We start from the raw sequence: 12,682 nt of genomic DNA, 5'->3' as shown, positions 1-12,682 counted from the left end.
TTGATATTTTTCTACTGTTTTATACCCTTTTTTTATAGTTTTTTTGACTTTTTTTAATTTCAGATAAGATTGCATTAACTACCTGGTCTATAGTCATAGAAGTTGTGTCTATTTCAATAGCATCATGTGCCTTCTTTAATGGTGAAATTTTACGATGCGAATCTTTATAATCCCTTTCCGATATGTCTTGCTCAATTTCTTCAAGGGATTGGTTAGTTTTAATTCCTCTTTCTTTAAAATCAAGCATTCTTCTTTGAGCTCGAGAATGAGCAGACGCAACTAAAAAGATTTTAACGTCAGCTTCTGGCAAAACCGTGGTCCCAATATCACGACCATCCATCACTACATTCATCTGACCGGCCATTTGTCTTTGCAAACTGACCATTTTGGCTCTGATACCTGCTAAAGCTGATACTTGAGAAACGTGAGCAGAAATATCCGGCGTACGTATATCTTGGGATATATCTTCTTCACCGGCAAAAACTTTTTGTTGGCCATTTTCGCTTTTTAGTTCAATTTTTTCTTTATCAATGGCAGCCAATATGCCCTTTTCATCACTATAACTAAGTTTGTGTTCACGTGCTAACCAGGTAGAAGCGCGGTACATTGCTCCCGTATCAATATACGTAAAGTTCAATTTTTGAGCTATAATCTTCGCTACTGTGCTTTTTCCAGCTGAAGCTGGTCCGTCAATTGCTATTTGCATTCAATAAAAAAGGGACTGCAGTCCCTATCCTTTCTAAATTATTTGATACGCAATACTTGTCCGATATCCACCTGACTGTTAGGGTCAAGTTGATTTAACTCAGCTAACTGACCAACAGAAATTTTAAAACGACGAGCAATACTACTTAAAGAATCTCCACTTTGAACTATATATTGTTTAATTTTGGGTTTAGTTTTTGCGTGTTTCCTTTTTGGCTTAACCTTAGCTTTCTGTTCTGCTTTCGGCTTGCTCTTAGTTTTATTTTCGACAAGTTTGTTTTTTGCAGGAGAAGCTTTAGTTTTTGCTTTTTTAGCAGCTTTTTTATGAGTTTTGCGTACTTTAACTATTTTATTACTTGAACTATTATTCGCTGCTAAATGATGTACTACTGGAACAAGGCCAATTAGTATCATTATAAGTAAAACAATGAGTACAATCCAACCTTTAGAAACAGAGTTGTACGCTTCAACTCTTGTTTTTTGTGGACGTTTATAATGTTGATATGGTCCCTTAGGATTATTAGTCATCTTAAAAAGCCTCCTTACCTAACCTGTTTAATTTTAGCATATTTAACATTTAAGTGGATAAAAAAATCGGTCATTTAATAGACCGATTTCATAATTTTTTATTTTAGTTTTTTAAATTAAAGTTTTTTCTGACAAATGGTTTGATTGTTCTCAAAACAGTTTCAAACAGTAAGTAAACAACCGTACCATTTATTGCGCCTTTTAATAAATTAAACGGCACAATAATGCCAAAAATGTAGGCACTCATTGAAGGAATGTGAAGCAATTTGCCCAAGTACACTTTCTCAGTAAATGCCAGTAAACCTGAATAACCATGAATAGTTGGCAAATTGGGTACTGTAGTTGCTGCATAAAAAGGTGTTAGGACCAGAGCATTTAAAACTGACAAAACAAAAGCCATTGCTATAATGCCAAGGACTATACCTAAAATTGGTTTTAAATGTTTTTTCGTAAAACTCTTTTCATCTTTATTGATATTTCTAGTCAAATAATAAAACGGTAAAGCAAATGAAATTGATGCTAAAAAGGCCGCAGATTGACCCACTAAACTTGGTAGAGCAAAACCTTTATATATTAAATTAATTAGCATTCTCACAAACGCGATGAAAATACCGGGTAACGGACCAAATAAAAAAGTACCAATTGTAATTACAACATCAGAAAAATCAAATTTTAAGAAGCTAGTGACAGGCAATGGTATTTCCAAAAGCATTAATACATATGCAATTGTTCCAATTAAAGTATAAGCTACAATATTGACCAAATTATTTCTGCCTTTTCTTTGCAAAATTCTTACCTCCAAAAAAACTCGGTCTGCTGCTCCTAGCAACAGACCGAGTAAAAGTAAGCTAAAGATCTTGGCTTTTAGTTTAGTCTGTCTTCTTTCATCTAGACTTTAACTATCGGTATCACAATAGATTCCACCACTTACGTGGGTCGCGGACTCTCACCGCCGGTCGGGATTTTCACCCTGCCATGAAGACAACAAACTTATTATTTAATTTTCAAATACCATCTTAATCTACGTCTTTTAATCTGTCAACTTCCTCATGGGATAATTCGCGAAAGCTTCCGGAAATCAGAGAATCTAAGGTTAAAAAGGCGTATCTTTCACGTGCTAATTTTTTAACCTGATGATGAACGGCCTTAAACATTCTTTTTACTTGATGATACTGCCCCTCATGAATAGTTAACTGTACTATTTGGCTATTTTTTTTGCGATCAGTTCTAATTACTTTAACTTTAGCTGGAGCACATCTATGACGATCAATTTTTACTCCATGGGTAAGCTGACTAATTTCTGCAGGAGAAAGTACACCCGTAATTTTAGCAACATATACTTTGGCTACATTATTGCGTGGATGCATTAATAAATTTGCAAGCTCTCCGTCATTGGTCATCAAGAGTAAACCTGACGTATCATAATCTAGTCTGCCAATCGGATATAAGCGGTAAGGTAATTCTTTAAAATAGTCAACAACGGTTTTTCTGCCTTTATCATCACTGGCAGTCGATACCACGCCACGCGGTTTATAGAAAAGATAAGTGTGCAAACTTTCCCGCTCAATTGGTTCACCGTCAACAGTAATGTTACTGAATGTATCCACCTTAGTGCCTAATTTTGTAACTACATTACCATCAACTGTCACCCGTCCTGCGGTGATCATTTTTTCAGCCTTGCGTCGTGAAGCAATTCCAGCTTCAGCAATTACTTTTTGTAATCGTTCTAACACCATTATGATTCTCCTTTTTGAGTTTTAGCAATATTCTTATCTGCTTGACCCTTAGCCGCAAATAAATCGATTTCTCCTTCGGCATTAACACTATCGTCTTCAAAATCTTCTATTAGAGGTAAATCGGCTAAACTTTGATAACCAAAATACTGCAAAAAATAGTCAGTGGTCACGTATAAATTAGGATGTCCCGGTGACTCTTTTTTGCCATTTATCTTTACAAGACCTCGCCAAATTAATGTTTGTAAAGCACCAGATGAATTTACCCCTCTGATTTCATCAATTTCAATCCGAGTAATAGGCTGCTTATAAGCAATAATCGATAATATTTCCAGGGCGGACTGACTAAGATTTTTAGTTAGATCTTTTTGAAAAAAGTTTTCAATTGCTTTGCTTACTTCCGGCCTTGTTGTCAATTTATAAGAATCGTTTAGTTGCTGTATTTGTAGACCTGAATCTGAATTTTTCTGTAATTTTTCCTGCAAACTTTTAGTTAATTCGCGCAGTGCAGGCCTGTCAACTTGCAGCAGTTCACACAAATTAGTGCTTTCAATGCCATTATCACCGGCCACATACAATAGAGCCTCTAACTGGGCAATTTTAGTTATCATCGCTATCAATTCTTTCCAAGTCCAGATCGCCAAATGTTCTATTTTGTGTTACCCGCAATTCTTGCTTTTTACAAAGTTCAAGCAATGCTAAAAACAAACCAATAACATCAGATAAAGTTTTCATTTTTTGACAACATGCAAAAAAACTGACCTTTTTGCACTTTGCCAATTCGGTTTGCAAAAAAGTACTCATCTCTTTAACAGAGGCCTCTTTCACCTCAACCGAAACAATATCTGGCTGTCTGATCTTCATCCTTTGTAATACTAAAATAAACGTATTAGCCAATTCGGTGGAAGTAATTTGTCCTCGAGGTAACGGCTGAATCTTTTTACTATGCGGCACGCTTTCCTCTTTAGCAGCAGTAATGGGAACCTTTTCGTTACGCTTTTTAAAGTAAACCGAGATTTTTTTGAATATTGAATAGGTAATAAGCTGCTGTACGAGTTCATCCCTAGGATCTTCCTGTTCCTCATCATTTTCTATGAAATCATTTTGCGGCAGTAGTGATTGAGACTTTATGCGTAACAACAATGATGACATGACAAAGTATTCACCGGCAATTTTCAAATTAAGACTTTGCATTTGATGTAAATAGGCTAAATATTGGCTGGTAATTTGGGCTATCGGAATATCATAAATATCAATTTTCTGTACTTTAATTAAGTGCAGCAACAAATCTAAAGGGCCTTCAAAATTGGGTAATTCCAAAGTAAGATTAGCACTCATATTTTTGAGTCCTTTTTTAAATATTTAATCAGATCAATATATTCAGGAACAGCTGTAATTCTTCTTTGGGGATTAATTTGGGCCAGTTCTTGTACTGCCTTTGCTTCATATTTAGCTTTGCGAAAATCAGGAGCAAATGAAATGTAGCGAATGACAACAAATTGTTTATTCGCTTGCGTGCCAATTACACCAATAAAATTAGGATCCTTAGACCGATAAAGATATAGACAAAATTCAGCACTATTTTTATTTAATTGAATTTCATCCTTAAGATTTGCGAGATTTTTAAAATCCGGTAAATAGGATAACAAACCCATTGCTACTTTTTCCGTGTCATTTTTACATTCAATTAACATTTAATCACCTTAAATTCGAGGATGAGTTTTCTCGTAAACTTGTATGATATGTTTTTGGGACAAATTGGTATAAATTTGTGTAGTACTAATATCTGAGTGGCCTAAAATCTCTTGAACCACACGCAAATCAGCCCCATTTTCAAGTAAGTGAGTAGCAAAGGTATGTCTTAAAGTATGAGGGGTAACATTTTTCTGAATACCTGCCAGCTTGCAGTAGTGCTTGATAATTTGCCAAACAGCTTGTCGAGTTAGAGAACCTCCGCGGCTGTTAAGAAAAATAAAATCCGTATTTTTTCCCACTTTTAATATGAGTGGATCACGTACTTTTTCTTTGTAACTATTAATCCAGGACAAAGCAACTTTACTAATAGGAATCAACCGTTCTTTTGACCCTTTACCAAAAACTTTGACTAATTTCAATTCTTCATGCAAGTCGGTAAATTTAAGGTTTATTAATTCGCTCACCCTTATGCCCGTTGCGTACAACGTTTCAAGTAAAGCACGGTCTCGTAAACCCAGTTTCTTTTTTATATCAGGTTGCTTAAGTAAGTCAGTAACTTCAACTGTGGTTAAAGCAACTGGTAAAGGTCGACGTTTTTTGGGTGAGTCTATTTCAAGCATAGGATTCAATTTTTGAATATTTTGTCTTACCAGCCACTGGTAAAATTTCCGCAGACTTGAAATTAAACGACTAATAGAACTTGTTGCTTTCTTTTGATCGCGTTGCTCGGCCAAAAAAGCATCAATATCAATTGCTTTAGTCGGCCAAGAACTTAAATTTTCCTTTTGCAAAAAATTAATGAAAGAGCTTAAATCCTGCTTGTAAGCAGTAATTGTATTAGCACTTAGTCCTCGCTCAATTTGACTATATCTTAAATAGTCCTCAACTTGTTCTGTTAAATTATTCATTTTTGTCTTCTTCGGGGTCGTTAACTAATGAAATTGTTCCAGTAGTTTTATCTTCCACTATGTATTTTCCCTTCAACAAGTGTCCTAATGCTCGTTTAAAAGCAGATTTTGAGATGCCAAAATAGCTTTTTATATCCTCTGCATCAGATTTATCATAAAAAGGTAATGTTTTATCTTTTTTTCTGCGCAAACTCATCAAAATCATCTGCGCATCATCATCTATTTCTTCAAATGATCGCGGCAGACTGCTCAAATTTAGGCGGCCATACTGACTAACACCAACAACTCTACCCTTAAATTGTTCACCTAAACGTAGTGGCCGAGCCATTTGTGACGGATGAACAAAACCCAAATAATATTCTTTAGTAATTACAAATGCTCCTACTTCACGGGCTGAATAAACAGTCCCAAAAACATCTTTATTATTCATACCGTCTGGAAAATGAGCTGCAAGTTGTTCAAAAATATTTTCATCAGCCATTTTTGCCCAAATACGATCTTTTTCATCAGTTTCAAGATGAACTAGCAGTTGATCACCAACTTCAGGCCAGCGTTCTTTGTCATAAGGGAGATCATCCAAGGAAATCACTATATCTTTATCTGGCAAACCAATATCTACAAAAACACCTAAGTTATACTTGACTTCAGTCACTTTGCTCCAAGCATATTGATCTTCTTGAGCAAAGGGTAGAAACTGGGTCATTTCGCGATTATGCTGTTTATTATCGTACAGAAATCCTTTGATTTGATCTCCCAGTTTTGGCTTTTCTTCCTGAGTAATTTCCTTTCGTTTCAATTCATAAGTGAAACCTTCGACTTGAACAAAAAAAGAATTTTCATTTTGATCTATTATTTTTCCAGTTGCAATAGTGCCTAGCATGATTAATCTCCTAAGTCTAGATATTGGATCTGATAACAAGTATATCATTTTAATGGCTTAAATTGATATCAGTCAAACCAAATTAACTAATGATTTTCATTTAATTTACCCAGATCAAAAGCAAACAAAAATAGCCAGTACTGGCTATTTTGACATTTTACTTTAATTAAAGATTTGAAACTTCACCTTGGTAAATAGCACCACGACGAGCATCAACAGTAATAGTAATACCACTGCCAATCTTTTCAGTAGCACCAGTAACACCGACCACAACTGGGATTCCTAATGATAAACCGACAACTGCAGCGTGTGAAGTCAATCCAGAAGCTTCAACAACTAAACCTGAAGCCTTCTTAATAGCTGGCATGTAATCAGGATCAGTAGTTCTGGCAACCATGATGTCGCCCTCTTTAACCTTGCTGATAGCTTCTTCAGCACTATTAACAACAACTGTTTTACCAACAACTGAGCCGTTACCAACACCCAGCCCTTGAGCCAATTTGCTACCAATGATTTGTAATTTCATTAAGTTGGTTGTACCGGAGTCACCAACAGGAACACCAGCAACAATGATTACTAAATCACCATCTTTAACATAGCCTTGTTCCTTGGCAACATTAGCTGCTACTTCAAACATATCATCAGTCGAAGCTGGTTTGTCAGTAAGTAAAGGTTGAACGCCCCAAGAAATGCCAAGTGAGTGTTGGATCTTTTCGTCAAAAGTTAAGGCCAAAATATTGGCGTTTGGACGATATTTAGAAATCATTCTGGCAGTATAGCCTGAATTAGTTGCAGTAATAATGGTTTTAACACCTAATTCTTGGGCAGTCCGCACAACAGATTCACCAATAGCTTCAGTAACGTTTGAACCCTTGTATTCTTCAAATCTTTGCAGAGCCAAAGTATTACGCTTAAGAAGTTCTTGTTCAGTTCTTTCATCAATTTCAGCCATTGCAGAAACAGCTTTAACTGGGTACAAACCGTTGGCGGATTCACCAGAAAGCATAGTTGCATCAGTACCATCAAGAACTGCATTGGCAACATCTGATACTTCAGCACGAGTTGGACGAGGATTTTCTTGCATTGAGTCAAGCATTTGGGTAGCAGTAATAACTGGCTTACCAAGTGCATTTGCTCTCTTGATTAAATCTTTTTGAACAAATGGCACATCAATAAATGGAATTTCAACCCCCATGTCACCACGAGCAACCATTAAACCATCTGAAACTTGCAAGATTTCATCTGCATTATCGATACCTTCTTGTGATTCAATCTTAGGATAAATCTTAACATAATCACAACCTGCATCTTCACACAACTTACGGATATCAAGGATATCCTGTGCCTTACGTGCAAACGAAGCAAAAATAAAGTTAATGCCATGAGCTAAACCAAATTTGATGTCATCAGCATCTTTTTCGGTAATTCCTGGCAGGCGAATTTCAACTCCAGGTGCATTAACACCCTTTTTGGAACCTATAACACCAGTGTTTTGAGCTTCACAAACTAGCTCTTTCTTTTCTTCGTCTTTTTCTTTAATTAATAAGTCAACTAAACCATCATCAATTAAAACATGACCACCAACGTGGGTATCACCATAAAGACCTTCGTAAGTAACATGGATCATGTCCTTGTTACCCGGTTTGGAATCGTCCATTGATACACGAATTTGGTCTCCAGTATTAATGGTAAACTTGCCACCTTCTTGATCAGTGGTTCTAATCTCAGCACCTTTGGTGTCTAATGCGATACCAAGTACTAAGCCAGTTTCTTTTTCGACTTGACGAACCATTTTCATCCGTGACAGATGCTCAGCATGATCACCATGTGAAAAGTTGAAACGGAATACATTTACGCCTGACTTAGCCAAAGCTGTAATAGTTTCAATATCATTTGAAGCTGGCCCTAAGGTACTAACAATTTTAGTTTTCTTCATTATTTAAAAATCTCCCCAAAATCGACTAATTATTTAGTCATTTCTTCATTAATATCAATTAACGACTCTTCGCTGGCATGTTTTTCATCAAATAAATCCAGAATATCGTGGGTTTCCAGTTGGCCATTCTCCATGCCGACAGCTAAACCGCCTTTACCATCAAGAAGTAACTTAACCGCATAATTGCCCATCTTTGTAGCATTTATTCTATCCAAAACTGTAGGTGATCCGCCACGCTGCATATGACCAATAATATTGGCTCTGCAATCGAAATCGCCGTATTTTAAAAGCTCAGTTCTAAAATCAGCAGCATTCATGACACCTTCAGCTAAAATGATAATACCATTGTCTTTGCCGTCTTTGAAACCACGTTTTAATCTCTCCGCAATTTCTTTAATATCAAATTGCCGTTCTGGAACGACGATAGCATCGGCGCCGCTGGCTAAACCAACGCGCATAGCAATGTCACCACAATCACGTCCCATCACATTCACAACAAAAACACGGTGATGACTGCTGGCAGTATCACGAATTCTGTCGATGGCTTGCATGGCCGTATTGCAGGCGGTATCAAGACCAATTGTATATTCAGTGTATGGAATATCATTATCGATGGTACCTGGTAACCCAATAGAATTAATTCCCAAACGGGTTAATGCCAGCGCACCATGATATGAACCATCACCACCAATAACAATTACAGTATCGATGTCATGCTTTTTTAATTGCTCTACTCCCTTTTCTTGCACTTCTTTTTGTGCAAATTCCGGATAACGGGCACTGTAGAGAAAAGTACCACCTGCATTAATCATGTGATCAATATTTTCAGCAGTTAAGGTTACAAAGTCACCAGCTACAAGCCCGGCAAAACCATAACGAATACCAACAACACCAAGTCCATGATGAATAGCGGTTTTAGTTACTGCCCTAACAGCCGCATTCATGCCAGGAGCGTCGCCACCGCTCGTTAAAATTCCAATTCGCTTCATGAATTCACCTCATCAAGATTTATTGTGTAATTTCTCACATCCACTAAATTTTAACATTCTTTCACGAAAAAATCTCACAAAAAAGGATTAAAATTCTTGATTTGACAGTCTTTTTTGATGTTAGCGGTAACAATACTTATTTGTTAACGCTTAACCAAAAACCCTACTCTTGTAAATTAACAACCTTTAAATTTGTTAAAATATATTGTTTTTTACTCGAATCGAAACGATTGTTCTGAACTCTAATGCCTAATAAATAAATGTTACCCTCCTTTAAATTCGATTGAATTTTATCATAAACACCAGGAAAAATTACAATATCCTGCTTACTAGTCGTATCGGCAAAATTGCCAAAAGCCATGGTTTGCCCCTTTTTAGTTCTGACTAACTTTAATGACATTAATTTTCCTACGGCTATGCCACTTTCATGAATTTGAAATTCACTTAGTGCTTTAGCATTAAACTTTTGCGCGTATTTTTCTACCGTTATTAAAGGTGATGTTAACGTGGAAAAGCCCAAGGACTCTACCTCCATGACTGCTTTTTCCTGTTTACTTGGTTCAGGGGCAGCTTTGACGGGTATGCCTCCCAGCCCTTCCGATAAAGCTAAATTTTCTCCTGTCAATTTAACATTTTCAATAGTTTCAGGGCAGTTTTGCAATAATTCGTTACGATTTTTGTTTATCCGATCAAAACAGCCCGCTTTAATAAGAGTTTCAATGACATTTGTAATACTATTGGCATTAATAAATTTAGTATCAATTTGTCGTAAAAAGCCTGCTAAAGATGTAAATGGTTTTGGCTGGCGTTTAGCAATTATTTCTTTAAGAAAGTCAATTCTGACACCCTTAATCGCTCTGAGACCAACTAAAATCTGACCATCAATTACCTGATACCATAAAGAGCTTTTATTAATATCAGGTGGCAAAATTTTAACGCCATCTTCTTGTGCTCGCATTATATATTCACTTGCTTTATTTTGATTACCGATATTGGAATTAAGCATAGCCGCATAAAACTCAGCGGGATAATGAACCTGTAAATAAGCCAGCCAAAAAGCGATCATAGTATATGCCACAGCATGCGAGCGGTTAAAGCCATAATTAGCAAATTGTTCAATATAGTCATATACCCGAGTGGCAACTTGAGTGCTATGACCCTTTTTTACAGCACCAGAGATAAATTTAGCTTTTTCCTGTTCAATAACTTTTTGATCTTTTTTTGACATTGCCCTGCGTAAAATATCAGCTTCGCCTAAAGAAAAGCCTGCTAAAACCTGCGCAGTCTGCATAACCTGCTCCTGGTAGACTAAAATTCCATATGTTGGAGCCAAGATTGTCTCTAAACTGGGATCAGGATAAGTAACTTTTTGTTTACCCTTTTTGCGAGCAATAAAAGTGTTAATATTCTGCATTGGACCCGGACGATAAAGTGCATTGACTGCTACTAGGTCTTCAAAATTATCTGGGTGCAGTTCGCGAAGCACATTACGAATCCCAGCAGATTCAAATTGAAAAACGAGTTCTGTTTCGCCTTTTTGAAAAATATTTAAAGTTGGCGGATCATCCAAAGGAATCTGATTAAAAGCGATTTTTTTACCTTGATCACGAATCATTTTTGCTGTATCTCCAAGGATAGTCAAATTTCTTAACCCTAAAAAGTCGATCTTTAACAAACCCAGAGCTTCCACGTATTTCTTAGTTTGCTGCGTTAGCGGTATCCCCAGTTGGCCCGCCTGTAAGCCTGCAATGGCTGCAATAGAATTATCACTGACAACTAAACCAGCAGCATGAATTGAGTAGTGTCGCGGTAACCCTTCTAAGCCACTGGCAGTTTCAAAAAGCAGTTTGTTGGTATCACTAGCATTTACCAGCATTTGCATTTTTTTAGATTCCTTATAGGCTTGAGCAAGACTAATTTTACCTTTTGCAAAAGGCACGCTTTTTGACCATTCACTCAATTGCATTTCCTGCAGGCCAAAAACCCGTCCGGTATCACGCAAAACCTGTTTGGCGGCTAATGTGCCAAAAGTAAGAATTTGAGCCGCGTGATCCATACCATATTTGGTAAACATATATTTAATGACATCATCGCGGCGATTGTCTGGAATATCTAAATCAATATCAGGCATTTCGTGGCGAGCTGGATTAAGAAAACGCTCAAAAAGCAAATGATATTTAAGTGGATCAACCTCTGTGATGTACAGTGCATATGAAACTAAAGATCCACATGCTGATCCTCTTCCAGGACCCATTACAATATCACTTCGATGGCAATAGTTTACAACATCCCAAACAATCAAAAAATAGTCGTTAAAGCCCATTTGATCGATTACCTGCAACTCATAGTTGAGCTGCTTTTGATAACCTGCAGGAACTTGGCGCTGCTTAAAACGACTCTTTAAGCCATTCTCGACTAAATATCTTAGGTAATCCTTTGAGCTTGTAAATTTTTTTTGCTTATATTTCGGTAAGACAGGCGTTTGAAAAACAACTTTTGCATTACATAAGGAGGCTATCTTTCCGGTATTACTTAATGCGTCGTCCAAGCCTAATTCATGGTAGCGCTTACTTAATTCCTGAATGGCTGGTAAATAATGTGAGCCTGACTGTTTTGCCAGTTCAGCAGTATCTTGTAACACTTCTCCTCTTTTAATGGCCTGTAAAGTTTTTCGTAAAAATTGATCACGCGGTTTTAAGTAACAAGTATCTTCAACGCAAACTAATGGTAGTTCAAATTGCTTTGACAAAGTTTTAACATATTGAATGTATCTTTTTTGCTTTTCGTTGCCATAAACACCAATATAAAGAGAACTAGACTTAGGTACTAAACTGATTAATTGACGTAAAAAATCTGTCCCTAAATTGTCATTTTGTATTTGCAGGTTCAACAACTCACTGTGAGAATTTGCAGGTATTATCAAAACTAGTTCATGCAAATCCTTAGTCAAATCTGCTAAAGTTAAGATTTTTTGCTTATTGCCATTATCCGTCAAAAGGTTAATTCTACTTGATAAACGCAAAATGTTACGGTAGCCCTCATCAGATTTTGCCAATGCTATTAGATCATATTGGTGAGCACTGTCAATTAAGCCGTTTAATCTTAATTGCATCCCTAAAAGAGGTTTAATACCAACTTTTTGGGCTACCTCAAAAAAGCTAACCAGACCGTACGTGACATTCACGTCGGTCAATCCAATAGCTTCATAGCCTAATTTTTTGGCAGTAGTAACCAAATCATAAATTTTTACTGGACTTTCTAAAAGTGTAAAAGAGCTAAGATTCTGTAATGCAGCGTATTTCATTTTT

The 12,682-nt window shown here is 36.6% G+C and carries 12 protein-coding genes and 1 riboswitch; all 12 genes read right to left on the bottom strand.

All coding sequences use genetic code 11. From position 1 onward, the window contains the following. Window positions 1-19: 19 nt before the first annotated feature. The 12 genes from cmk to F5ESL0260_RS04465 all read right to left on the bottom strand — a co-directional run bounded on the left by cmk (window position 20) and on the right by F5ESL0260_RS04465 (window position 12,678). Window positions 20-706, bottom strand: coding sequence for a (d)CMP kinase (gene cmk, locus F5ESL0260_RS04520; protein ID WP_122026030.1), 687 nt, complete (start codon window positions 704-706; stop codon window positions 20-22). 38 nt (window positions 707-744) lie between these two features. Next, a complete protein-coding gene (locus tag F5ESL0260_RS04515) occupies window positions 745-1,233 on the bottom strand; it encodes a LysM domain-containing protein (protein WP_122026029.1) in 489 nt (162 codons plus the stop codon). Between the two features lie 103 nt (window positions 1,234-1,336). After that, entirely contained in the window at window positions 1,337-2,023 is a 687-nt protein-coding gene (locus F5ESL0260_RS04510) for an ECF transporter S component (protein ID WP_110446702.1), read from the bottom strand. Between the two features lie 82 nt (window positions 2,024-2,105). Further along, window positions 2,106-2,220: riboswitch (FMN riboswitch) on the bottom strand. Between the two features lie 29 nt (window positions 2,221-2,249). Beyond that, window positions 2,250-2,966: a pseudouridine synthase gene (locus F5ESL0260_RS04505; protein ID WP_046325201.1), complete on the bottom strand. Its 717-nt coding sequence runs from the start codon at window positions 2,964-2,966 to the stop codon at window positions 2,250-2,252. A gap of 2 nt (window positions 2,967-2,968) precedes the next feature. Beyond that, a complete protein-coding gene (gene scpB, locus F5ESL0260_RS04500; protein ID WP_122026028.1) occupies window positions 2,969-3,577 on the bottom strand; it encodes an SMC-Scp complex subunit ScpB in 609 nt (202 codons plus the stop codon). Beyond that, window positions 3,567-4,304 (bottom strand): ScpA family protein, encoded by a 738-nt coding sequence (locus F5ESL0260_RS04495; RefSeq protein WP_122026027.1) that lies wholly within the window; start codon window positions 4,302-4,304, stop codon window positions 3,567-3,569. The genes scpB and F5ESL0260_RS04495 overlap by 11 nt, the downstream gene beginning before the upstream one ends. Further along, window positions 4,301-4,660: a reductase gene (locus F5ESL0260_RS04490; protein WP_122026026.1), complete on the bottom strand. Its 360-nt coding sequence runs from the start codon at window positions 4,658-4,660 to the stop codon at window positions 4,301-4,303. The genes F5ESL0260_RS04495 and F5ESL0260_RS04490 overlap by 4 nt, the downstream gene beginning before the upstream one ends. 9 nt (window positions 4,661-4,669) lie before the next feature. Next, window positions 4,670-5,569, bottom strand: a complete 900-nt coding sequence (xerD, locus tag F5ESL0260_RS04485) for a site-specific tyrosine recombinase XerD (RefSeq protein ID WP_122026025.1) — start codon at window positions 5,567-5,569, stop codon at window positions 4,670-4,672. Further along, window positions 5,562-6,449, bottom strand: coding sequence for a S1 RNA-binding domain-containing protein (locus tag F5ESL0260_RS04480; protein WP_122026024.1), 888 nt, complete (start codon window positions 6,447-6,449; stop codon window positions 5,562-5,564). Before F5ESL0260_RS04480 ends, xerD begins: the two co-directional genes overlap by 8 nt. Window positions 6,450-6,615: 166 nt before the next feature. Next, window positions 6,616-8,385, bottom strand: a complete 1,770-nt coding sequence (gene pyk, locus F5ESL0260_RS04475; protein ID WP_110446053.1) for a pyruvate kinase — start codon at window positions 8,383-8,385, stop codon at window positions 6,616-6,618. A 29-nt stretch (window positions 8,386-8,414) separates the two neighbouring features. Then, window positions 8,415-9,374: a 6-phosphofructokinase gene (pfkA, locus tag F5ESL0260_RS04470; RefSeq protein ID WP_110446052.1), complete on the bottom strand. Its 960-nt coding sequence runs from the start codon at window positions 9,372-9,374 to the stop codon at window positions 8,415-8,417. Between the two features lie 163 nt (window positions 9,375-9,537). Next, complete coding sequence (locus tag F5ESL0260_RS04465) at window positions 9,538-12,678, bottom strand: DNA polymerase III subunit alpha (protein WP_122026023.1); 3,141 nt, start codon at window positions 12,676-12,678, stop codon at window positions 9,538-9,540. Window positions 12,679-12,682: the final 4 nt, after the last annotated feature.

Origin of the sequence: Lactobacillus sp. ESL0260, assembly GCF_003692935.1 — a bacterium.
GTDB lineage: Bacteria > Bacillota > Bacilli > Lactobacillales > Lactobacillaceae > Lactobacillus > Lactobacillus melliventris.
Note: the sequence above shows the minus strand (reverse complement) of the source record. Positions and strands in the feature narration are given on the sequence as shown.